Origin of the sequence: Novosphingobium naphthalenivorans NBRC 102051, from assembly GCF_001590985.1 — a bacterium.
Lineage (GTDB): Bacteria > Pseudomonadota > Alphaproteobacteria > Sphingomonadales > Sphingomonadaceae > Novosphingobium > Novosphingobium naphthalenivorans.
Map to the genome: position 1 here is coordinate 34,529 of NZ_BCTX01000026.1, position 22,162 is coordinate 56,690.

The 22,162-nt window shown below is 66.1% G+C and carries 19 protein-coding genes and 1 tRNA gene; 19 read left to right on the forward strand and 1 reads right to left on the reverse strand.

The window, feature by feature from the left end; all coding sequences use genetic code 11:
- Positions 1 to 4 precede the first annotated feature (4 nt).
- The 17 genes from murD to NN5_RS10525 all read left to right on the forward strand — a co-directional run bounded on the left by murD (position 5) and on the right by NN5_RS10525 (position 19,080).
- Positions 5 to 1,387: a UDP-N-acetylmuramoyl-L-alanine--D-glutamate ligase gene (murD, locus tag NN5_RS10445; RefSeq protein ID WP_067734147.1), complete on the forward strand. Its 1,383-nt coding sequence runs from the start codon at positions 5 to 7 to the stop codon at positions 1,385 to 1,387.
- Entirely contained in the window at positions 1,387 to 2,583 is a 1,197-nt protein-coding gene (locus NN5_RS10450) for an FtsW/RodA/SpoVE family cell cycle protein (protein WP_067734148.1), read from the forward strand. The genes murD and NN5_RS10450 overlap by 1 nt, the downstream gene beginning before the upstream one ends.
- Positions 2,580 to 3,761 carry an undecaprenyldiphospho-muramoylpentapeptide beta-N-acetylglucosaminyltransferase gene (murG, locus tag NN5_RS10455; RefSeq protein ID WP_067734149.1) on the forward strand — a complete coding sequence of 394 codons (1,182 nt, stop codon included), beginning with the start codon at positions 2,580 to 2,582 and terminating at the stop codon, positions 3,759 to 3,761. The genes NN5_RS10450 and murG overlap by 4 nt, the downstream gene beginning before the upstream one ends.
- A complete protein-coding gene (gene murC, locus NN5_RS10460) occupies positions 3,758 to 5,179 on the forward strand; it encodes a UDP-N-acetylmuramate--L-alanine ligase (protein ID WP_067734150.1) in 1,422 nt (473 codons plus the stop codon). Before murG ends, murC begins: the two co-directional genes overlap by 4 nt.
- A gap of 65 nt (positions 5,180 to 5,244) precedes the next feature.
- The gene (gene murB / locus NN5_RS10465; protein WP_157081091.1) at positions 5,245 to 6,138 is read left to right on the forward strand and encodes a UDP-N-acetylmuramate dehydrogenase; all 894 of its coding nucleotides are present in this window, start codon (positions 5,245 to 5,247) and stop codon (positions 6,136 to 6,138) included.
- Positions 6,139 to 6,294: 156 nt separating this feature from the next.
- Positions 6,295 to 7,287 carry a D-alanine--D-alanine ligase gene (locus NN5_RS10470; protein WP_067734173.1) on the forward strand — a complete coding sequence of 331 codons (993 nt, stop codon included), beginning with the start codon at positions 6,295 to 6,297 and terminating at the stop codon, positions 7,285 to 7,287.
- A complete protein-coding gene (locus NN5_RS10475) occupies positions 7,284 to 8,222 on the forward strand; it encodes a cell division protein FtsQ/DivIB (protein ID WP_067734151.1) in 939 nt (312 codons plus the stop codon). The genes NN5_RS10470 and NN5_RS10475 overlap by 4 nt, the downstream gene beginning before the upstream one ends.
- Positions 8,223 to 8,274: 52 nt before the next feature.
- Entirely contained in the window at positions 8,275 to 9,555 is a 1,281-nt protein-coding gene (ftsA, locus tag NN5_RS10480; protein ID WP_067734152.1) for a cell division protein FtsA, read from the forward strand.
- 188 nt (positions 9,556 to 9,743) lie between these two features.
- Positions 9,744 to 11,318: a cell division protein FtsZ gene (gene ftsZ / locus NN5_RS10485; protein WP_067734153.1), complete on the forward strand. Its 1,575-nt coding sequence runs from the start codon at positions 9,744 to 9,746 to the stop codon at positions 11,316 to 11,318.
- Positions 11,319 to 11,473: 155 nt separating this feature from the next.
- A complete protein-coding gene (locus NN5_RS10490) occupies positions 11,474 to 13,240 on the forward strand; it encodes an SPOR domain-containing protein (protein ID WP_245656398.1) in 1,767 nt (588 codons plus the stop codon).
- A gap of 192 nt (positions 13,241 to 13,432) precedes the next feature.
- Positions 13,433 to 13,939: a type III secretion system chaperone family protein gene (locus NN5_RS10495; protein ID WP_067734155.1), complete on the forward strand. Its 507-nt coding sequence runs from the start codon at positions 13,433 to 13,435 to the stop codon at positions 13,937 to 13,939.
- 60 nt (positions 13,940 to 13,999) lie between these two features.
- Complete coding sequence (locus NN5_RS10500) at positions 14,000 to 14,806, forward strand: pyrroline-5-carboxylate reductase family protein (RefSeq protein WP_067734156.1); 807 nt, start codon at positions 14,000 to 14,002, stop codon at positions 14,804 to 14,806.
- Between the two features lie 171 nt (positions 14,807 to 14,977).
- Positions 14,978 to 15,718 (forward strand): Bax inhibitor-1/YccA family protein, encoded by a 741-nt coding sequence (locus tag NN5_RS10505; protein WP_067734157.1) that lies wholly within the window; start codon positions 14,978 to 14,980, stop codon positions 15,716 to 15,718.
- A gap of 149 nt (positions 15,719 to 15,867) precedes the next feature.
- Positions 15,868 to 16,620: a hypothetical protein gene (locus tag NN5_RS10510; RefSeq protein ID WP_245656399.1), complete on the forward strand. Its 753-nt coding sequence runs from the start codon at positions 15,868 to 15,870 to the stop codon at positions 16,618 to 16,620.
- A 120-nt stretch (positions 16,621 to 16,740) separates the two neighbouring features.
- Positions 16,741 to 16,816, forward strand: a tRNA-Ala gene (locus NN5_RS10515).
- Between the two features lie 168 nt (positions 16,817 to 16,984).
- Positions 16,985 to 18,040, forward strand: a complete 1,056-nt coding sequence (obgE, locus tag NN5_RS10520) for a GTPase ObgE (protein WP_067734159.1) — start codon at positions 16,985 to 16,987, stop codon at positions 18,038 to 18,040.
- Between the two features lie 488 nt (positions 18,041 to 18,528).
- The gene (locus NN5_RS10525) at positions 18,529 to 19,080 is read left to right on the forward strand and encodes a HupE/UreJ family protein (protein WP_084384872.1); all 552 of its coding nucleotides are present in this window, start codon (positions 18,529 to 18,531) and stop codon (positions 19,078 to 19,080) included.
- Between the two features lie 92 nt (positions 19,081 to 19,172).
- Here the strand turns inward: NN5_RS10525 and NN5_RS10530 are convergent, their stop codons facing one another.
- Entirely contained in the window at positions 19,173 to 19,604 is a 432-nt protein-coding gene (locus tag NN5_RS10530) for a hypothetical protein (RefSeq protein ID WP_067734160.1), read from the reverse strand.
- 306 nt (positions 19,605 to 19,910) lie between these two features.
- Here NN5_RS10530 and proB point away from each other — a divergent pair, with 306 nt between their 5' ends.
- Together proB and NN5_RS10540 are read left to right on the forward strand one after the other, a co-directional pair.
- Entirely contained in the window at positions 19,911 to 21,053 is a 1,143-nt protein-coding gene (gene proB, locus NN5_RS10535) for a glutamate 5-kinase (protein ID WP_067734161.1), read from the forward strand.
- Complete coding sequence (locus NN5_RS10540) at positions 21,050 to 21,976, forward strand: NAD-dependent epimerase/dehydratase family protein (RefSeq protein WP_067734162.1); 927 nt, start codon at positions 21,050 to 21,052, stop codon at positions 21,974 to 21,976. The genes proB and NN5_RS10540 overlap by 4 nt, the downstream gene beginning before the upstream one ends.
- Positions 21,977 to 22,162: the final 186 nt, after the last annotated feature.

Consider the following 22,162-nt stretch of genomic DNA (forward strand, 5'->3'; position numbering starts at 1 on the left):
GCGCGTGATCGTTTCTCCCGCCTTTGCCGGAAAGCGTTACGCGGTCCTTGGTCTGGCCCGGTCGGGTCAGGCCGTGGTCTCCACACTGGTGGCCAGCGGGGCGCAGGTGATGGCGTGGGACAGCCGCGACGAACCGCGCCAGGGGCTGTGCGAATGGGTCGATTGCGGCAAGGTGGAACTCGCCGATCCCGTCACGGCCGATCTTGCCGGGTATGACGGTATCGTCGTTTCCCCCGGCATTCCGCTGAACCGCCATCCGATTGCCGAAGCCGCGCAGCGGGCAGGGGTTCCGGTGATCGGCGATATCGAGCTGTTCGCGCTGGCCCGTTCGAGCCTGCCCGCGCACCGGGTCGTCGGGATTACCGGAACCAACGGCAAGTCGACCACGACTTCGCTGGTCCATCATATCCTCTCGGTAGCCGGTGTGCCGGCCCGCATGGGCGGCAATATCGGCGTGCCGGTGCTCAGCGCCGATCCGCTGCCCGAAGGCGGCGTCTATGTGCTCGAACTTTCGAGCTACCAGATCGATCTGACTTTCAGCCTCGATTGCGAGGTTGCCGCGCTGCTCAACATTACGCCCGATCACCTTGACCGCTACGAAGGCTTCGAAGGCTACGCGGCTTCCAAGGCGCGGCTGTTCGAGATGCAGAGCAAGGCGCACCGTGCGGTGTTCGGCACGACGGATAAGGAAACCCGCGCCATCGCCCGTATCGAGGCCGCGCGCCGCGAGCCCGGCTTTGTCCGCATGGCCGAGGGGGACGACCTTGCCAAGCTGCAGAAGGACTGGCCTTCGCTGCAGGGGCCGCACAATCTGCAGAATGCAGCCATTGCCATTGCCATCGTCGAGGCGCTGGGGATCGGCAAGGCGCAGTGGAAGAAGGCCCTGCGCAACTTCCGGGGCCTGCCGCACCGCATGGAGCGGGTCGCGGAAGCGAACGGCGTCATCTACATCAACGATTCCAAGGCGACCAACCCGGCCTCGGCCGCGCCTGCGATTGCCGCGTTCCCGCCGGTCGATCGCGGCAATGGGCCCGAGCCGCGGATCCACTGGATTCTCGGCGGCCTGCCCAAGGGCGACGATCTTGACGAGTGCGCGCCCTATTTCGGCAATATCGCGGCGGCCTATACGATTGGCGATGCCGGGCCGCTGTTTGCCGATCTGCTCGCGCCCTACACCCGCGTCCACCGCTCGGAAATGATGGCCGAGGCGATCCGCGAGGCCATGGCCGAGGCCAAGCCGGGGGATATCGTCATGCTCTCTCCGGCCTGCGCCAGCTTTGACCAGTTCCGCGATTTCGAGGCGCGCGGCAATGCCTTCCGCCAGATCGTCGAGGCGCTGGCCGCGCCCGTAGATGCGCCGGCCGATACGTCTGGGGGAGCAGACTGATGGCAACGCTGGCACCCGTCCCGGCCTCTGTCGGGGGGCGCTACAACCGCAACCGGCGCGGCCGGCTGGCGGTGTGGTGGCAGGAGATCGATCGCGGCACGCTGATCCTCGTGCTGGTGCTGATGGCGATCGGCGCCGTCGCGGTGGCGGCAGGTTCCCCGGCGAGCGCGCGCAGGCTTTCCACCGCACACGAAAAGCTGCCGGAGCTCTACTTCTTCTATCTCCACATGCGCTGGCAGGTGCTGGGGCTGGGGGCGATGTTCTGGGCTTCGAGCCTGTCCAAGGACAGTGCGCGGCGTTTCGGTATCCTGATCGGGGCCGGGATGCTGGCCGCGCTGGTGCTGGTCCCGGTGATCGGTTCGGAAGTCAATGGCGCCAAGCGCTGGCTGCGCTTCGGCATTTCGCTGCAGCCGTCCGAATTCCTCAAGTGCGGTTATCCGGTCCTCTTGGCGTGGATTCTCTCGTGGCGGGCCCGCGATCCGCAGATTCCGGTGATCGCGATCTGCTTCGTGCTGATGGCCTTCCTCGGCGCGCTGCTCATGCTGCAGCCGGACTTCGGGTCCACCATGCTGTTCTCGGGCACGTTCCTGGTGCTGATCCTGCTCTCGGGGATCGACGTCAAACGTCTGGCCATGTTCTTCGGCGTTGGCCTCGTTGGCCTTGTCCTGATGTATTTCACTTATGACAACGGCCGCAACCGCATCGACAACTTCCTGTTCGGCGGCACGGCCTTCGATCAGGTCGACCTGGCCCAGCGCACGCTGCTCAACGGCGGGTGGACCGGCCTCGGCTTCTGGATGGGCACGCGCAAGATGGCGCTGCCCGAGGCGCACACGGACTATATCTTCTCGGTCATCGGCGAGGAATTCGGGCTGATTGCCTGCATGATCATCGTCGTGCTCTATCTGACGATCCTGGTCCGGATCATCCTGCGGCTGGTGGAGGAGGAAGACCTCTTCACAGTGCTCGCCGCCTCGGGCTTTGCCGCGCAGTTCGGCGGGCAGGCCTTCATCAACATCCTCGTCAACCTGCAGCTCTTCCCGTCCAAGGGCATGACCCTGCCGCTGATCAGCTATGGCGGTTCATCCACGGTTGCGATGGGCCTGTGCATAGGGCTGCTGCTGGCGATTACCCGCCGCAATCCGTTCATCCAGCGCGAGCGGTTTTCGCTGCGCGCTATTGGAGATACGCAATGAGTTCGGTTTCCCGCCATTATGTGCTCGCCGCGGGCGGCACCGGCGGACACCTTATCCCTGCTTTCGCGCTGGCGGCCGAGCTGCACCAGCGCGGGCACCATGTCGCGCTCATCACCGACGAGCGCGGCGCGGCGATCCCGGGCAAGCCGGATTACCTGACCTCGCACGTGCTGCCGCCGGGCCGCATCGCGGGCAAGAATCCGCTTGGCTGGCTGAAAGGTGCAAAGGGCGTGCTGCAGGGCCGGTCGATGGCGCTGCGCCTGTTCGAGACGTTCAAGCCCACCGCGGTCGTCGGCTTTGGCGGCTATCCGGCATTGCCGACATTGCTTGCTGCCACCTCCGCGAAGATCCCCACTGTGCTGCACGAGCAGAACGCGGTGCTCGGCCGGGTGAACCGCTATTTCGCGGGGAAGGTCGATGCGATCGCAACGGCATTCGAGCAGATCGACCGGCTCGATCCGAAGTATGACGCCAAGATCTCGCTGGTCGGCAATCCGGTGCGCGAGGAAGTGCTGGCGCTGCGCGATCAGCCTTTTCCGGAGTTCACCGAGGACAGCCTGCTGCGCATTCTCGTGACCGGGGGCAGTCAGGGCGCGCGGGTGCTGTCCGAAGTGGTGCCCGACGGGCTGGCTATGCTTCCTCCGGCGCTGCGCTCGCGCCTGCAAGTGCTCCAGCAGTGCCGTCCCGAGGATATCGAGGCAGTGCGCGCGCGTTATGCGGGCCATGGCATTCCGGCGGAACTGGCGACCTACTTCGAGAACATGGCCGAGCGGCTTGCTGGGGCGCACTTGTTCATCGGCCGCGCGGGCGCATCGACCATTGCCGAATTGACGGCGGTTGGCCGTCCCGCAATCCTCATTCCGCTGCCGATCGCCACGGACGATCACCAGGCCGCGAACACCCGCGAGATCGCCGCAGCGGGCGGCGCGCGTGCGATCCGGCAGGAAAACTTCACCGCGACCACGCTTGCCAAGCAGATTCAGGCCATGGCCCAGCACCCCGAAACGCTTGCGAACGCGGCCCACGCCGCATGGAATTGCGGCTATCCCAATGCTGCGAGCGATCTGGCCGATCTGGTCGAGAGTTTCGGTGCGAGCCCGATTATGGATGTGATCCGCATGGAAAAGACTGTCCCTGCCACCGGCGGTGAAGCGCTGGCGATGGAGCCGGTACAATGAAGGGCGTCGGCACCGATATTGGGACGATCCACTTCGTCGGCATCGGCGGCATCGGCATGTCCGGCATTGCCGAGGTGATGCACAACCTTGGCTACTCGGTGCAGGGCTCCGACATTGCCGAGGGCTATGTCGTCGAGGGCCTGCGCGGGCGCGGGATCAAGGTTATGATCGGCCATGCGGCTGAAAACGTCGAGGGCGCGGCCGTCGTCGTCACCTCCACTGCCGTGAAGCGTGACAATCCCGAAGTCGTCTATGCGCTGGAGCACCGCATCCCGGTGGTGCGCCGCGCCGAGATGCTGGCCGAGCTGATGCGCCTCAAGAACACCGTCGCGGTGGCCGGCACGCACGGCAAGACGACCACCACCTCGATGGTCGCCGCGCTGCTCGATGCGGGCGGGATCGATCCGACCGTCATCAACGGCGGCATCATCAATGCCTATGGCTCGAACGCGCGCCTCGGCGAGAGCGACTGGATGGTGGTGGAAGCCGACGAGAGCGACGGCTCGTTCCTGCGCCTCGACGGCACGATCGCGGTCGTCACCAATATCGATCCCGAGCACCTCGATCACTACGGTTCGTTCGAGCGGGTGAAGGAAGCCTTCGTCGAGTTCATCGAGAACGTGCCGTTCTACGGTGCGGCCATGCTGTGCATCGATCACCCGGAAGTGCAGGCGATCATCCCCAAGGTCCGCGACCGCCGTGTGGTGACCTATGGCTTCTCCGCGCAGGCCGACATTCGCGGAGAGAACGTCACGCCTTATCCCGGCGGCAACCGTTTCGACGTGGCGCTGCGCCAGCGCGACGGCTCGTTCCGCCGGATCGAGGGCATCGAATTGCCGATGCCGGGCCGCCACAACGTCCAGAACGCGCTCGCCGCCGTCGGCGTCGCGGTCGAGATGGGCTGCGGCGATGAAGTGATCCAGACCGGCTTTGCCAAGTTCGGCGGGGTCAAGCGCCGCTTCACCAAGGTCGGCGAAGTGCCCATGGAAGGTGGCAGCGTCACCATCATCGACGATTACGGCCACCACCCGGTCGAAATCCGCGCCGTGCTGGCCGCCGCGCGCGAAGGCGTGAAGGGCCGCGTCATCGCCGTGGTCCAGCCGCACCGCTACACCCGCCTGCACGATCACATGGATGACTTCGCGGGCGCCTTCAACGATGCCGACATGGTCTTCGCCGCGCCGGTCTATGCCGCGGGCGAACAGCCGATCGAAGGGATCGACAGCGAGCACATGGTCGCCGGCATCAAGGCGCGCGGACACCGCTCGGCGCAAGTCATCGCCGGGCCGGATGCACTGGCCGATGCGCTGGCGCAGACGGTGCAGCCCGGCGACATGGTCGTGTGCCTGGGCGCGGGCGACATCACCAAGTGGGCGGCTGGCCTAGCCGATGCGATTCAGGCGCGGAGGGCGGGGTGAGCGCCAAGCAGCAGGAAACGAGCCCCGGCGCTTTCGAGTATTCCATTGCCGAGGGTATTTTCACCATTGCCGAGCCTCGCGGCAAAGTAACTATGAATGCGCAACTTGCTCCTTGGACATGGTTCAAGACTGGCGGTCCTGCGGAAATCCTGTTTGAACCCGAATCCGTTGAAGGCTTGTGCAAATTTATGCGCGACCTTCCCTCATGGGTTCCCGTGATGGCGCTGGGGCTCGGCTCCAACATGATCGTGCGCGACGGCGGGGTGCCGGGCGTGGTGGTGCGGCTGGGCAAGGCCTTTGCCAAAGTCGCTAAGACGGCTGACCTCACGCTCGAATGCGGCGGCGGGGCCTCGGGCATTCTGGTGTCCTCGACCGCGCGCGACAATGGCATTGCGGGCGTGGAGTTCCTGCGCTCGATCCCCGGCACGGTCGGCGGCTTCGTGCGCATGAACGGCGGCGCCTATGGCGGCGAGGTCAAGGACATCCTCGTCGATTGCGACGTGGTGCTGCGCTCGGGCGAGCTGGTCACGCTGCAGAACGTCGACCTCGGCTATACCTATCGCCATTCGCAGCTGCCCGAAGGCGCCATTGTCGTCGCTGCGCGCTTCAAGGGGCGCCCCGGCGAACCGGAAGCCATTCAGGCCGAGATGGACCGCATCTCCGCCAGCCGCGAAGCCTCACAGCCGCTGCGCAGCAAGACGGGCGGGTCGACGTTCAAGAATCCCGCCCCTGAAATTTCTGGCGGCCATAAGGCCTGGGAACTGGTCGACAAGGCCGGCTGCCGCGGGTTGCAACTGGGCGGCGCGCAGGTTTCTGAAAAGCACACCAATTTCCTCATCAACACCGGCGAGGCCACCAGCGCGGACATCGAGGCGCTCGGCGAGGAAGTGCGCCGGCGGGTGAAGGACAACTCGGGCGTCGAGCTTGAGTGGGAAATTCAGCGGGTGGGGCAGCCATGAAGCCCAACCCTGCCAAGAACACCCCCTTTCGTCATTCCCGCGAAGGCGGGAACCCATCTCGTGCGCTGTCGAATGCGCACGGCCCGGAGATGGATCCCCGCCTTCGCGGGGATGACGAAATTGAAGTGAATAGTTGATCGAGTGGAACCGAATACGATGTCTCTCCCCAAGCTCCATGTTGCAGTCCTGATGGGCGGCTGGTCGAACGAACGGCCGGTCTCGCTGATGAGCGGGGAAGGCGTCGCCAAGGCTCTGGAGAGCAAGGGCCACACAGTCACGCGCATCGACATGGACCGCGACGTCGCGATCCGGCTCGCCGAAGTGAAGCCCGATGTCGTGTTCAATGCCCTTCACGGCGCGCCGGGCGAGGATGGCACGGTGCAGGGCATGATGGACCTGATGGGCCTGACTTATACGCACTCCGGGCTCGCCACTTCGGTGATCGCCATCGACAAGGAACTGACCAAGCAGGCGCTGGTGCCGCATGGCATTCCGATGCCGGGCGGGCGCGTGGTCAAGTCGGCCGATATCCACGAGCGCGATCCGCTGCCGCGTCCCTATGTGCTCAAGCCGGTGAACGAGGGCTCTTCGGTCGGTGTCGCGATCGTGACGGCCGAGGGCAACTACGGCAATCCGATCGCGCGCGATACCGTGGGGCCGTGGCAGGAATTCGACGAGCTTCTGGCCGAGCCCTATATCCGGGGCCGCGAGCTGACGACTGCGGTTATTGGCGGGCCAAAGACGGGTGAGCGCGCGCTGCTGGTCACCGAGCTGCGCCCGAAGTCCGGCTTCTACGATTTCGATGCCAAGTACACCGAAGGCATGACCGAGCATGTCTGCCCGGCCGAAATCCCCGACGAGATCACGCAGGCCTGCAAGGATCTGGCCTTGCGCGCGCACCAGTTGCTGGGCTGCAAGGGCACCAGCCGCGCGGACTTCCGCTGGGACGATACGCAGGGCGTCGAAGGCCTGTTCCTGCTCGAAGTGAACACCCAGCCGGGGATGACCCCGCTCAGCCTCGTGCCGGAGCAGGCGCGGGCCTGCGGCATGGACTATCCCGATCTCGTCGAGGCGATCATCGCCGAGGCGCTGGCGGATTCCGGGGCCGATTCCGGGGCCGATGCCGAAAAGCGGAAGGGGGCCAGATGAGCACCACGATCCGGCGCAAGGCGAAGACAGCCCGCAAGGTCGCCGCAGCGCAGGGTAACAAGGCCAAGGTCCGCTCGGCACGGGCGCAGACCGGTTCCGCGCTGGATATGGTGATGGGCTGGCTGCCCTTTTCCGAAGAGCAGCTTCACCGCATTTTCCTGTTCGCGATTCTGGGCGGCGCACTGGTGCTGGCCTGGGTTGTCGCCTCAATGGCGGGCCTGCCGACGATGGCGAGCTACCAGATGGCGCAGATCGCCGCCGAGTCCGGGTTCGAGGTCAAGCGCGTCGAAGTGCGCGGGGTGAAGAACCTCAACGAGCTGAAGGTCTATGAAAAGGCGTTGGCCGAGCGCGACCGGGCCATGCCGCTGGTCGATCTCGAAAAGCTGCGGCAGGAATTGCTGGGACTGTCGTGGGTGCAGGACGCGCGCGTCTCGCGCCAGCTTCCCGATACGCTGGTGATCGACATCGTCGAACGCACGCCGCACGCGGTGCTGCGCAAGGCGGATCGCTTCGTGCTGATCGACGATACCGGGCACGAACTGGAAGTGATCAGCCGCAAGGATGCGCAGGGCAAGCTGATCGTGTCGGGGCCGGGGGCAGGCCAGCAGGTCGTCCAGCTTTCGCACCTGCTCGAAGCCGCGCCCGCCCTGAAGCCGCGCGTGGCCGAGGCGGAATGGATCGGCAACCGGCGCTGGAACCTCACGTTCCACACCGGGCAAGTGCTGGCCCTGCCCGAAGGCGATCAGGAATCGGCCAGCGCGCTGGTCACGTTCGCGCGGCTTGACGGCACCAACCGCCTGCTGGGCGGCAAAGTCACCGCCTTCGACATGCGGGCGAAGGATCGCATCTACATGCGCATCCCCGACGAGGAGGGCAAGGAACTGGCCCTTCAGGCCGGAGCGGTGCCGCGTACGGCGCAGGCGGACCCGGAATGAGAGGGCAGGGCATGATGCAGTTTATGGGAAGCGCCAAGGGGAGTGGGGAATAATGGCAGGTCCGCGCATCACCCGCGTATTCGGTGCGGTCAACATCGGCTCGTTCCGCATTTCCGCGATCGTCGCCGGGATCAACGAGATGGGCGACATGGTCGTGCTGGGGTCGGGCCACCGTGCCAGCCAGGGCATCAAGCGCGGCTATGTCACCGATATTGCCGCTGCCACTTATGCTGTGCGCGATGCCATCGACCGGGCCGAGAAGATGGCCGATGCCGCCGTGCAGAAGGTCTGGATCGGGTGTTCCGGGGCCGGGCTCGCCAGCCGCATCGACCAGTTCGACGCCGAGATCGGCGGGCGCCGCATCGAGCAGGAGGATATCGACCACCTGCTCGTTTCGGCGCGCGACGTGATCCGGCCCGACGGGCGCATGGTGCTCCACGCGCAGCCCGCGCAGTACCGGCTCGACGGGGCGCATGGCGTGTCCAATCCCAAGGGGCTTCATGCCGAGCGGCTGGGCGTGGATATCCACGTGATGCTGGCCGACGGCGCGCCGATCCGCAATCTTACCGAGGCGGTGCAGAGCGCCCATCTTGAAGTCGAGGCGGTCGTCGCCTCGCCGATTGCGGCGGGGCAGGCCTGCCTCTCGCCCGAGGAACGCGATCTGGGTGTCGCGCTGGTCGAATTCGGCGCCGAAGTGACCAATGTCGCGATCTATGGGCAGGGGATGCTCAAGGACATGGTGGCCATCCCGATGGGCTCGGCGGACATCACCGATGCCGTCGCTTCGGCTTTCGGCATCCGCCGGTTCCAGGCCGAGCGGCTCAAGTGCGTCAACGGATCGGCGATCACCAGCCCGCACGATCATCGCGAGATGATCCCGGTCTATGCTCCGGGCGAGGACGACAGCGGCCCGCGGGCGCGCCACGCCGATGACAAGAACCGGATTCCGCGCGCGGAACTGATCGGTGTCATCACCGGCCAGCTCGGCGTGATCATGGAAGAGGTCAACAAGGCGCTCAAGACGATGCGTTTCAATGGTCAGCGCGGCCAGCAGGTGGTGTTCACCGGCGGCGGAGCGGAATTGGTGGGACTGGCCGACTATGCCCAGGCCGCCATCGGCAAGCCGGTCCGCGTCGGCCGCGTGCCGCATCTTTCCGGGCTTGCCGAAGCCCACGTGAAACCGGGCTTCTCGACACTGGCGGGGCTGGTGCTGTATGCTGCGGCCGATCCCGTCGACATCCGCTCGATGGGGCGCCGCTCGCAGCGGACCGTGAAGCTGAGCGGCTTGGGAATGGCCGGGCGCGTCTATCACGCGCTCAAGGAATATTTCTGACCTGGGCGGGTTGTTGCACAGGGCGGAAGGATCAGCCGTGCACGGGGTAGGCCGGGCGGCGGAAAATGCCCTGAACTGGCGGTTTCGCTGTGGACAAAGGTTTACCATGCTTTGCTTCGAAGAGTCGAAGCGTGCAATCAGACTAGTCAAAGTATTTTCTTCCCGCGCGCGAGTGCCAGGAGAGCAGGATGAGCATTAATATCGGACCGCCGGCGATCGACGAACTTCGCCCCCGGATTGTCGTGATCGGTGTGGGTGGTGCTGGCGGCAACGCGATCGCCAACATGATCGAAGCGCAGATCGAAGGCGTCGATTTCGTCGTCGCCAATACCGACGCGCAGGCGCTGAACAATTCCATCGCCGAAACCCGCGTGCAGCTCGGGCCGGATATCACCCAGGGTCTCGGCGCCGGTTCGCGGCCCGAAGTCGGCCGCGCTGCCGCTGAAGAGACACTGGAAGAGATCGACCGCCTGCTGGACGGCGTGCACATGGTCTTCATCGCGGCCGGCATGGGCGGCGGCACCGGCACCGGCGCCGCGCCGATCATTGCGCAGGCCGCGCGTGAAAAGGGCGTGCTGACGGTCGGTGTCGTGACCAAGCCGTTCCTGTTCGAAGGCACGCGCCGTATGCGTTCGGCGGATTCGGGTATCGAAGAGCTGCAGAAGCACGTCGATACGCTGATCGTCATTCCGAACCAGAACCTGTTCCTTGTCGCCAAGGCGGAGACCACCTTCAAGGAGGCTTTCCAGCTCGCGGACGAAGTGTTGCAGCAGGGCGTTCGCTCGATCACCGACCTCATGGTCATGCCGGGCCTCATCAACCTCGACTTTGCCGACGTGCGCTCGGTCATGGGCGAGATGGGCAAGGCGATGATGGGCACGGGTGAGGGCGAAGGTCCGAACCGCGCGCTGGAAGCGGCCGAACGCGCCATTGCCAACCCGCTGCTCGACGGCGTGTCGATGCAGGGCGCCAAGGGCGTGATCATCTCGATCATCGGCGGCGACGACATGAAGCTGCTCGAAGTGGACGAAGCCGCGAACCACATTCGCGAGCTGGTCGACAATGACGCCAACATCATCTGGGGTTCGGCTTTCAATCCGGACCTGCAGGGCAAAATCCGCGTCTCCGTGGTCGCCACTGGTATCGAGCAGACCGCCGAGATGGCGGAAGAGGCTTCGCGCCCGCTCAACCTCGGTGCCTCGCGCGGTCCGGTGCGTCCGCCCGTGCAGGCGGCAATGCAGCAGGCGCCCGCGCCGCAGCCTGTCGCCGAAACGCCGCCCCCGGCTCCGCAGCCCGCGCCTTACAGCGCGCCCGAGCCGGCGCCGGCTGCCGCTTTCGTGCCGGAGGCTTACGAACCTTCGGCTGAACTCGAACTCGGCGCCAGCGAAGAGATCGAAGGCGGCGAGGACGGGGATGATACCGCTTCTGGCAACTACGCCAGCCTTTCGGGGATGGGCGGATCGCGCAGCCAGCCGCTTGACCTCGGAGCCGCGGAAGAAGCTCCGCCGCCGCCTTTCGCTCCGCCTCCGGGCCGTCAGGACGAATTGCTGCTCGACGGCGGGCAGGCCGTTCCCGCCAGCCCGCAGTCCGAAGATCTGTCGCAGCGTCCGCGCCCGGCCGCTGGCGGAAGCACGCTGTTCGAGCGCATGACCAGTCTTTCCCGTCCCCGTGCGACTGCCAGCGAGCAGGCGCCCGAGGAGGAGCAGGACGACAGCGGTTCGATCAGCATCCCGCGCTTCCTCGGCAGGCAGAACAACCAGTAAGCGGCTGAACGGCCGCGCGGCGGATCGCGCGAAAGGGGAGACGGGCCGTTTCCCCGCATCCGCCGTGTTCGTCCGGGGTTCATCGGGCGGTTCGCATAGAGCGCTTGCAGCCGGGCTTCGGCTGTTGTCTGGCAAGGGTGTCTCGGATCTTGCGGGTGGAAGTTGTTTTGCGGTTACTGGCGGGCGCGGCTGTTGGCGCGTCTGCCATCTGGTCTGCCGGGGCGCTCGCGCAGAGCGCGCCCGTGGTTTCGCAGCCGGTGGTGCAGGCGCTTCCCAATCCGAATACGGAGCGGCTCAGTGACGCGCTGACCCGGCTGGGCCGCAATTCGCGGGATCCCGCAGCTCTTGTCGATGCCGGCGATGCCGCGCGCAGTCTGGGCGATCTGGATGCGGCGGCCGGTTTCTACCGCCGCGCGGACGAGATTACGCCGAACAGTGCCCGCGTAAAGGCGGGGCTGGCGCGGACTTACGTCTTGAGCGGCGATCCGGTGAAGGCGCTTCCCTACTTCGCGGAGGCGGAAAAGGCCGGGGCCTCGCCGGCGGAGATCGCGGACGATCGCGGCCTGGCCTACGATCTCGTCGGCGACAACGCGACCGCGCAGCGCTACTACGCGATGGCCATGCAGGCGAACGGCAGTGACGAGGTGCGGATGCGCCTTGCGATCAGCCAGGCGATCGGCGGCGATCAGAAAACCGCCGAGGCGACGCTGATGCCGCTGCTGCGCAAGCAGGACAAGCCGGGCTGGCGCGCGCGCGCCTTTACCCTGGCGATTGCCGGCGACACCAAGCAGGCCGTGGACATTACCGAGACCATCCTGCCACCGAAGCTGGCGGAGAGCGTGGCGCCCTACATGCGTTACATGCCGCGCCTGACCCGCGCGCAGCAGGCCGCTGCCGCCAATCTCGGCCGCTTTCCCCGCGCGTCCGAAATCGGTCAGGACGATCCGCGCATTGCCGCTTATGCGCCGCCGCGCGTGGCCTCGGCGGATTCCGCCCTCGTGCCCAAGGGCGAGCCGCTCGACCGCGGGCGCAAGAGCGCGAAGACGGTCAAGAGTACATCAGGCAAGACCCGGTCCGCCAAGGCAGAGGCTGGAGCGGAGCGCCGCAAGCCGGTGAAAACCGCTATCGCAGCGGCCGATCCCGACCGGACGCCGCCGCCCGAGCCGAAGCCCGCGATCGAAAGCACCGGGGAGCTGCCGCCACTGGCCGAGCGCAGGCCGATGCCCGTCGCGGCTGCGGCACCGCCGCCGGAACGCAAGGTATCGTCTGCGGCTCCCGCTGCACTTCCGGCCCGCAATCCGACTCCGGCGCAGCCCCCGCGAACGGCCACGAACACGGCCACGAGCACGGTTGCCAAGACGCCTGCGCCGGGCTTCGATCTGGCTGGCCTGCCTGCCACCCGGACGCCGGCAGCGCCCGCTGCACCTGCACCTGCAGCGCCGACGCCTGCGCCAAAGCCGGCCGAACCGGCGCCGCTCCCGTCGCTGGCCGCGGCTTTTGCCGATCTGGGCAAGCCGGGGATGCAGGCGGGCCCCACCTCCGGCGCGGTGGATATCCGCAAGATCGAACCGGCCCGGCCCGAACCGAAGCCTGAGCCCAAGGTCGAGGAAAAGCCGAAGCCGAAGAAACCGGCACCGCCCGCGCATCCCAGCCGCATCTGGGTGCAGATCGGCGTCGGGCGCGACAAGAAGGCGATCGCCTTCGACTGGCGGCGTTATGCGAAGCAGGAGCCCGCGCTGTTCAAGGGGCGCAAGGCCTATGTCAGCGAGATGGGTCGCACGAACCGGATTCTGGCCGGGCCATTCGAGACGCAGAAGGCCGCCAACGAATTCATCGCCGATCTCAAGAAGGCCGGGTTCGAGGGCGTGCTGCCGTGGACCAGCCCGGCGGGGCAAGTGGTCGACGTGCTGCCGGTCAACTGATTCCGGCGGCTCCGGCAGAAGGCAATTTTCCGTCGAGATCCGGAACCGCTGTTAATCCGTGGTTAGTCTTATCCACACGCTGTAAACAGACTTGTGCAGTTTTACGCAGCCGATCGCGTCTGCCGCATTGTGCTCCACCGCCCATGCAAAGCATCCATGCGCTTGTAACGCGGAGGGTTTGTGTCGGTATTTATGAGGACGGTTCAGGACGATATCGATCGCGACGATGAGGCGGCTCCGGTGGAGATGCTCGCGTCGCTGTTCGAAGCGCGCGACTGGCCCTTCGAATATTCCAGCGAGGATGAAATCTCGGCGGAAGTGAAGGGGGCCTGGGCGACCTATCAGTTCCAGGCGGTCTGGCGCGCGGAAGACCGGGTGCTGCAACTGCTGTGCCTGCCCGATATCCGCATTGCCGATGGCAAGCGCGCGGCGATGTATGAAGCGCTGGCGATGATCAACGAGCAGGTGTGGCTGGGGCACTTCGATGTCTGGTCGAACAACGGCGTGGTGCTTTACCGCCACGGGCTGATGCTCGGCGAGGACGGGCTGCTCGGCCCTGGGCAGGCGCAGATGGTGGTGGAAGCCGCAATCGAGGAGTGCGACCGCTTCTATCCGGTGTTCCAGTTCATCCTCTGGGGCGACAAGACTCCGGCCGAGGCTCTGGCCGCGGCGCTGGTGGACGCGGCCGGGGAAGCCTGACGCGTCCCCGGTCCAGAGGGCCCCTTGGCAGCACGCGCGCGCTCGCCTAAGCGGGCGCGCATGGACCGCTTTCAGAACATTCTCCTCGTCGGCTGCGGCAATATGGCCGGCGCCATGCTTACCGGCTGGCTGGCGGGCGGTATTCCCGCCTCGCGCTTCACCGTCGTCGATCCGCATCGCAGCGAGGTTCCCGAGGGCGTGACCCTGCGTCGCGACTTGCCCGATGGCCGCTTCGATGCCGTCATGCTGGGGGTCAAGCCGCAAGGGCTGGACGATGTCGCCCCGGCGGTGTCCGCGCTGGTCGGGCGCGAAACCGTGCTGTTCTCGATCCTGGCCGGCGTCGAGTTCGACAGTCTCGCAGCGCGCTTCCCCCATGCGGGCGCTGTCGTGCGGATCATGCCCAACCTTGCCGCGGCGATCGGCAAGTCGCCGATTGCGCTCGATGCGCGCGGGCTGGATGAAGTCGGGCGGGCTTCGGTCACGGCGATGATGGCGCATCTCGGCACGCCGGAATGGCTGGCGGACGAATCGCTGTTCGATGCCGTTACCGCGCTGGCCGGCTGCGGCCCGGCGTTCGTGTACCGTTTCATCGATTCCCTGGCTGCCGGCGCCGTGGCGCTGGGGCTTGACGAAGGGCAGTCGCAGCGGCTGGCGCTGGCGATGGTGGAAGGATCGGCGCAACTGGCCGCTTCGTCCGCGTTCTCGCCCGGCGAGCTGGCCGACAAGGTGGCCAGCCCCGGCGGTTCGACCCGCGCGGGCATGAACGTGCTCGACCGCGATCAGGCGCTGGCGCGGATCGTCGCCGAGGCCATGGCCGCTTCGCGCGACCGCAATGCCGAAATGGCGGCGGAGGCCCGCAAGGTCTGAACTCGGGGCTGAGTTCGGGGCTGGGCCCTGCAGGACAAATCTAACAGGCCTTGTACAATTTGTCACAATTGGGCGGAGCCGGTTTTTCTTGAATCTTTAGGGTTGCGGCCCGATATTGCCCTTGTCCGGGGATCGCATTGTGCGAAAGCGCCCCGCGAAAGGGAGTTTGAAATGGCGAATTGGAACGACCCCCAGCCCCGTCAGGGCTTCGGTGCGTCGCCCAGCCTTGACGGACGTGCGGCTGGCCGGGCCACCTATGACATGGGCCTGCGGCGGCACATGCTGTCGATCTACAATTACATGGCTTCCGGCGTCCTGCTGTCGGGTGTCGTGGCGATGCTCTTCGCGAATTCGGGCATGGCCATGCAGATGATCGCCTCGCCGTTGCGCTGGCTGGTGATGCTGGCTCCGCTCGGTTTCGTCTTCGCGATCAGCGGCGGTGCCAACCGCTTCCAGGAATCGACGCTCAAGATGCTCTACTGGGGCTTCTGCGTGGTCATGGGCCTCTCGCTCTCGACGATCTTCCTGGTCTTCACCGCGAGCTCGATCGCGACGACTTTCTTCGCCACGGCCGCGGCTTTCGCGGGCCTGAGCCTCTATGGCTATACCACGAAGAAGGATCTGTCGGGCTTCGGCACGTTCCTGATTATGGGCCTCGTCGGCATTCTGGTGGCGATGCTGATCAACCTGTTCGTCGGCTCGACCGTGCTGCAGCTGGTGATCTCGGTTCTGGGCGTGCTGATCTTCGCTGGCCTCACCGCCTACGACACGCAGATGCTCAAGAACCAGTACTACCACCTGCGCGGCACCGAGTTCGTCGGCAAGGCCGTGGTGCTTGGTGCGCTCAGCCTCTATCTGGACTTCATCAACATGTTCCAGTTCCTGCTGAGCTTCCTGGGTAACCGCAACTGAGCAGAAACGGGCCGTGTTCGCGCGTTTGGCGCGATAATCCACAGTCCGGATTCGACTGATAGGGATGCCCGGTGCGTTTCGTCGCACCGGGCATTTTCTTTGACGCGCACAATCGCTAGATATCGGGGTGCGTGATGGAGTGTGATTGGGTGGATTACCGCAAGTTCAAAGGCCTTGGTCGCAGGCTCCCGCTTCTGGCGGGTTCGGCGATCGTTCTGACGGTTGCAGCGCTTTCGGGCTGCGCGCCCACGCCGGCACCGCCGCCGCCTCCGCCGCCCCCGGTCGTGGTCATTCCGCCGATGCCGGTGCCGCCGATGGGCGCGCCTCTGGATATGCCCGTTCCGCCGGTGGATGCCGATGGCAGCCGGCACACGGTCAACAGCGGGATTTCCACCTCGCAGGCGGTGTGGAACTTGCGCTCGGCCTACAATGTGGCCGCGCTCAATTGCGTCGAGCCGGAATATGCGCCGATCCTTGCGGGCTACAAGCGCTTCCTGGGCGTCTATGCCAAGCCGCTCGCCGCCGCGAACCGGGAAATCGACGCCAGCTTCCGCACCCAGCACAAGGGGCGCGCGGCTACCGTGGCGCGGGAATCGTACCAGACCCAGGTCTACAACTTCTTCGCGCTGCCTCCGGTCAAGGCCAACTTCTGCCAGACGGCGATGGAGCTGACCACGGAACTGGCAACGGTCGATGCCAGCCAGTTCAACACGTATTCCTTCACTGGCCTCGCCAAGATGGAAGCGCCGTTCAAGGCCTTCTTCGACAGTTACGAGAAGTACAAGGCGGATCTGGCCGCATGGCAGGCCCGCTATGGCAGCAGCGGGCTGATCACCGTGCGCCCGGATTTTGAGCAGCAGGCGAGCCAGCAGGCTGCCGGTTCGCAGACTTTCACGCAGTAGTTACCGGCCGATGCCGCGCGAAATCTTTCGCGCGGCGCATTTTTGCTCTTTCATGGCGGAGAGGTCTTCGCTAAGGGGGCGCCTCCCGGGCGTCGAGAGACACGCGGGCAATACTGGAACGGGGCCGTAGCTCAGCTGGGAGAGCGCGTCGTTCGCAATGACGAGGTCAGGGGTTCGATCCCCCTCGGCTCCACCAGGTATTGATAGTTATGCTGACCGGCCGCACATTGTTGCGGCCGTTCGCGTTTTAGATTGGTGCGCCTTTGGCGAATGCCAAACGCTTGCGGCACCAGCCCACGCCCCCCACCCGGCGGTCAGGCATCGCCGCACTCGACAGGTTTGCAATTCCGCCGGATAAGACTTTATGCATTTTCTCGATCAGGCCAAAATCTACATCCGCTCAGGCGCGGGCGGGCCGGGCGCGGTAAGCTTCCGGCGCGAGAAATACGTCGAGTACGGTGGCCCCGACGGCGGCAACGGCGGCAAGGGCGGCGATGTCGTGTTCGAGGCGACGGCGGGGCTCAATACCCTGATCGACTTCCGCTACACCCAGCACTTCAAGGCCCCGCGCGGCGGCCACGGCATGGGCAAGAACCGCAATGGCGCGGCGGGCAAGGACCTTGTCATCAAGGTTCCCGTCGGCACCCAGATCATCTCGGACGAGGACGGCGAGACCGTGCTGGCCGACCTGACCGAAGCGGGCCAGCGCGTGACCCTGCTCGAAGGCGGCATGGGCGGGCGCGGCAATGCCAGTTACAAGACCAGCACCAACCGCGCCCCGCGCCAGCACCAGCCGGGCATCCCGGCCGAGGAAATGTGGGTCTGGCTGCGGCTGAAGCTGCTGGCGGACGTGGGGCTCGTCGGGATGCCCAACGCGGGCAAGTCCACTTTCATCAACAAGCTCTCGAACACCAAGGCCAAGGTGGGCGACTACGCCTTCACCACGCTGCGCCCGCAGCTCGGCGTGGTGCATCACAAGAACCGCGAATTCGTGCTGGCCGACATCCCCGGCCTGATCGAGGGCGCGGCCGACGGAGCGGGCATCGGCGACCGCTTCCTCGGCCACATCGAGCGCTGCCGCGTGCTGGTCCACCTCATCGACATTTCCAGCACCGATCCGGTCGAGGCGATGCAGGTTGTCGAGGAAGAGCTGGAGGCCTATGGCGGCGGCCTGGAAGACAAGCCGCGCCTTGTCGCGCTCAACAAGATCGATCTCGTCGACGACGAGCTGGCGGCGGCCTATGCGAAGGAACTGCTCAAGGCGGGGGCCGACGAAGTGTTCCCGATCTCCGGCGCGACCGGCAAGGGCATGTCGAAGCTGCTCGATGCGGTGATCGAATACCTCCCCGCCGCGACCGTGACCGAACGCCCCGAAGGCGAACAGGAAGAAGCCGACGAGAAGCCCTGGTCGCCGCTTTGATCTGACGGCGGCCGTGGCTGCCGCCAGTGCGCGGGCTGGGCGCCGCCAGCGCGGTCATTCGTCATGGCGTGGGTGTTAGGGCTTTGATGAAATCCTCCCCCATAGGGGGAGGGGAACCGCCCGCAGGGTGGTGGAGGGGGCTTGCATACACACTGGCGTTGCGTTTGAACGCACCCCCTCCGTCAGCCACTTCGTGTCTGCCACCTCCCCAATGGGGGAGGATTTCGAAATGTCCGCAATGCAAGTGGATCCAACTGAAACCCTGGAAGCCGCCCTTCGCAGGAACGTTGGATGGCCACTGCCCTCTGTCCGGGCGGAGTTGGCAGCGGGAATTCAGCGGAAGCGATCACGCATGACTTCGATCTGAAGCCGATCTTGTCTATGATCCTCTTCGTCCCTCCATCGAAAGCGAAAGTGAGATGCGTATCATGCCCCGTGTCTGCACCATGTTGATGAAAAGCCTGGGCTTGGCGGCAGGGCTCCTGCTCATGCCCTCAGCCGCATGGGCCCACGCTGGAAGTGGGCCGCATGTTCATTTCGCGAGCGGGTTTCTGCATCCCCTGAGCGGCCTGGACCATCTGCTTGCCATGATTGCCGTTGGCCTCTTCGCGGCCAGTCTGGGTGGCCGCGCGCTGTGGGCGGTGCCGCTTTCCTTTCTGACTCTCATGGTCGCAGGCGGGGTCATGGGGGTGGCGGGCCTGCCCCTGCCTTTCGTGGAACCCGCAATTGCGCTGTCCGTGGCCGTCTTTGGCCTGGCCCTTGTCATGCACCGGCATTGGACTGTGCCGGCGGCGATGATGCTGGTCGGCCTGTTCGCGGTGTTTCATGGCTATGCCCACGGAACGGAAATTCCCCAACGCGCGGCCGCAATGCCCTATGTCCTGGGTTTCGTTACCGCGACGGCGCTGCTGCATGGTGCCGGCATTGCAATCGGCCTAAAGGGGCTGCGAGCCGGCGAGGCCAATGGTATGCGCACGGCCAGGGTGGGCGGCGTCCTTATCGCGTCTGCCGGGTTTTGCTTGATGCTCGCGGCTTGGTGAATGGCAGGTCTCTCCCCGAGCCTGCCGACGGGGCGCGATGCGCGGTCCCTCGACACACTCGGGGCGAGTGCAGGTGGGAGGCTTCCGCCGGCCTAGAACGGCAGCGGGGCAATGTCCGGCGCCACCCAGTCGCGCCGGGCTTCGGGGCTGAACAGCGTTTCCCGGCTCCAGCAGTCGAGCAGCCAGTCGGGATGCCCGTGCGGAGAGGCCATCAGGCTCGCCAGCACGTCATGCAGCGGTGCGTCCGCCGGATGCGCGTGGAGGTGATGCGCGGTCGCCCGCATCGAGGCCAGCGTGATGGTGTGGTGATAGCCGCTGCTGTCGGAGTTCACCGTGCCGGTCGCCTCGTTGAAGCCCATGATAAGGTCGCGCATCGCATCCGGCGCGGTCAGTTCCGGGCGGTGCCGGGCCAGCCACAGCGCGGCTGCCCAGTGGGCTTCGTGGGTCCATTCTGCCCGGGGCAGGCTTCTGTCGATGAAGCGCAGGGCGAGGTGTTCGATGGAAGAATCGTCGGAAAGAGTCATGCCTGTTGTCCTGAATGAAAAAGCCCAACCGGCATGAAAAACCCCGCCGATCGGGCGGGGTTGATGAGCTTGCGCTCGAAAGGGGCGGGCTTACCGGCTCCCTGAAACGAACGCGCGCACCGACACCGCCGGGAAGCGACGGATTTGTTGCTTGAGGGTGCGGGTCTTCGCGTTCATAAGCATCTCCTAACATTAGCGCGGCGCTCAGGCAAGCTGCCATCTCCGCCGACCCGGTGCCCCGCCGCGACTGGCCGCGCAGGGAACCGCTTCCCCCCGCGCGGGAATTCTCCTAGAGGCTGGCCGCCCATGCCTATCGCTGCTCTCTCCGATCTCGCCGACAAAGCCCAGTGCCCGCTCCTTGTAATCAAGGTCGGCTCGGCGCTGCTGGTGGGCAAGGAGGGCGTGCGGCGCGCCTGGCTGACGGGCCTTGTCGCCGAGATCGCCGAGGCGCGCGGGCGCGGGCAGCAGGTCATCGTCGTTTCCTCGGGCGCGATCGCGCTGGGCGCGGCGACGCTGGGGCTCGACAAGGGCGGGCGCGGATCGCTGGCCGACGCGCAGGCGGCCGCCGCCGTGGGCCAGATCGCGCTGTCCGGGCTCTGGGCGGAACTGCTCGGCAGCCATGGCCTTACCGCCGCGCAGATGTTGCTCACGCTGGAGGATCTGGAAGACCGGCGGCGCTATCTCAACGTCACCGCCACGATCACCCGGCTGCTCGATGCCGGCGCGGTGCCGGTCATCAACGAGAACGATTCGGTCGCCACGCAGGAAATCCGTTTCGGCGACAACGACCGGCTCGCCGCGCGCGTGGCGCAGGCGGCGCAGGCGAGCGCGGTGCTGCTGCTGTCCGACATCGATGGCCTCTACGACCGCCACCCGAAGGAACCGGGCGCGCAGATGATCCCGGTGGTCGAAGGGGTGACGGCCGAGGTCAAGGCGATGGCCAGCGCGGATTCGAATTCGGGCATGGGCTCGGGCGGCATGATCTCGAAGCTGCAGGCGGCCGGGATCGCCGAGCTGGCAGGCATCTGCCTTGTCATCGGCAATGGCCAGTATGAGCGGCCGATGGCGCGTGTCACCGGGGAGGGTATCGGCACGCTGTTCCTGCCCAAGGAGCGCAAGGGCCGCAAGGCGAGTGCGCGCAAGGCCTGGTTGGGCGGGCGGCTGCGGCTGAAGGGCAGCCTCGTCATTGATGCCGGGGCTGCTTCGGCCCTGCAGCGCGGCTCCAGCCTGCTGGCCAAGGGCATCACCGAAGTGGAAGGCGTGTTCGAGCGCGGCGATCCGGTCGCGATCGTCGATGGCAAGGGCCAGGTGCTGGCGCATGGCCTGTCCGAGTACGACGCGGCCGAATGCGCGGCGATCACCGGGCTGCATTCCAGCGAGCAGGCCGAAGTGCTTGGCTACGCGCCGCGTTCGGCCGTGGTCCACCGTGACCAGATGGTGCTCAAGTGACCGGGACGGGCCAGCCGGTGATCGCGCTGACCGGCGCGACGGGGTTTGTCGGGCAGGCCGTGCTCGATGAAGCGGTGAACGCCGGTTACAGCGTGCGGGCGCTGACCCGGCGCGAGCAGCCGGAGCGGGCGAACGTGCAATGGGTGCGCGGCGAGCTGGGCGACAGCGCCTCGCTGTCCGATCTCACGCGCGGGGCGGAGGCGACGATCCACGTGGCCGGCGTGGTCAATGCGCCCGATGCCGCCGGGTTCGAGGCGGGTAACGTCACCGGCACGCTCAACCTGATCGAGACTGCCGTGGCCGGGGGGATCCCGCGTTTCGTCCATGTGTCCTCGCTTTCCGCGCGCGAGCCGGAGCTTTCCACTTATGGCGCATCCAAGGCGCGGGCGGAAAAGCTGGTCAAGGCCAGCCCGCTCGACTGGACCATCGTGCGCCCGCCGGCGATCTACGGTCCGCGTGACCGGGAAATGTTCGAGCTGTTCCGCGCTGCCCGCTGGGGCGTGATCCCGACGCCGGCCGAAGGGAGGGCCTCGATGATCCATGTCGAGGATCTGGCGCGGCTGCTGGTGGCGCTGGTCCGCGGCGGACAGGGGATTTCGGGCCGCACGTTCGAGCCGGATGACGGCAAGCCGCAGGGCTGGGATCACTATGAAATGGCCCGCGCGATCGGCTGGGCCATGGGACGGCGGCCCAAAGTGCTCGGCCTTTCGCGCAAGTCTCTGGAAACGGCCGCGAAAGTGGATCGCTTTTTCCGGGGAACCAAGGCCAGGATGACCATGGACCGGGCAGGCTACCTCAGCCATCCCGACTGGGTCGTCTCACCGGACGCGGGCGTGCCGGCATCGCTCTGGCAGCCGCGGATCGCCACGCGCGAGGGGCTCAAGGCCACCGCGCAGTGGTATCGCGATCACAAATGGCTCTGATTGGAACTCGTTCGGTTCCACTCAAACCCCGCTTGTCCTGAGCCTGTCGAAGGGCGCTTGCACGGCGTGTGCTCCACCCCCCTTTGACAAGTTCAGGGTGAGCGGAGGTCGTGCAGATATCTGATGTGGTTTGCCCGAAACTGGCGAAATCAAGTTTCCGGGCGTTACAGGACTGTTGCCTGAACG

Bases quoted from the DNA above. Each gene is read 5' to 3' on its own strand.
- NN5_RS10525 (WP_084384872.1), top strand. From the start codon at position 18,529: ATGCCCTCAGCCGCATGGGCCCACGCTGGAAGTGGGCCGCATGTTCAT.
- obgE (WP_067734159.1), top strand. From the start codon at position 16,985: ATGCATTTTCTCGATCAGGCCAAAATCTACATCCGCTCAGGCGCGGGC.
- NN5_RS10530 (WP_067734160.1), bottom strand. From the start codon at position 19,604: ATGACTCTTTCCGACGATTCTTCCATCGAACACCTCGCCCTGCGCTTC.
- NN5_RS10500 (WP_067734156.1), top strand. From the start codon at position 14,000: ATGGACCGCTTTCAGAACATTCTCCTCGTCGGCTGCGGCAATATGGCC.
- NN5_RS10505 (WP_067734157.1), top strand. From the start codon at position 14,978: ATGGCGAATTGGAACGACCCCCAGCCCCGTCAGGGCTTCGGTGCGTCG.
- NN5_RS10470 (WP_067734173.1), top strand. From the start codon at position 6,295: ATGTCTCTCCCCAAGCTCCATGTTGCAGTCCTGATGGGCGGCTGGTCG.
- murG (WP_067734149.1), top strand. From the start codon at position 2,580: ATGAGTTCGGTTTCCCGCCATTATGTGCTCGCCGCGGGCGGCACCGGC.
- NN5_RS10450 (WP_067734148.1), top strand. From the start codon at position 1,387: ATGGCAACGCTGGCACCCGTCCCGGCCTCTGTCGGGGGGCGCTACAAC.
- proB (WP_067734161.1), top strand. From the start codon at position 19,911: ATGCCTATCGCTGCTCTCTCCGATCTCGCCGACAAAGCCCAGTGCCCG.
- murC (WP_067734150.1), top strand. From the start codon at position 3,758: ATGAAGGGCGTCGGCACCGATATTGGGACGATCCACTTCGTCGGCATC.
- ftsZ (WP_067734153.1), top strand. From the start codon at position 9,744: ATGAGCATTAATATCGGACCGCCGGCGATCGACGAACTTCGCCCCCGG.
- ftsA (WP_067734152.1), top strand. From the start codon at position 8,275: ATGGCAGGTCCGCGCATCACCCGCGTATTCGGTGCGGTCAACATCGGC.
- NN5_RS10475 (WP_067734151.1), top strand. From the start codon at position 7,284: ATGAGCACCACGATCCGGCGCAAGGCGAAGACAGCCCGCAAGGTCGCC.
- NN5_RS10495 (WP_067734155.1), top strand. From the start codon at position 13,433: ATGAGGACGGTTCAGGACGATATCGATCGCGACGATGAGGCGGCTCCG.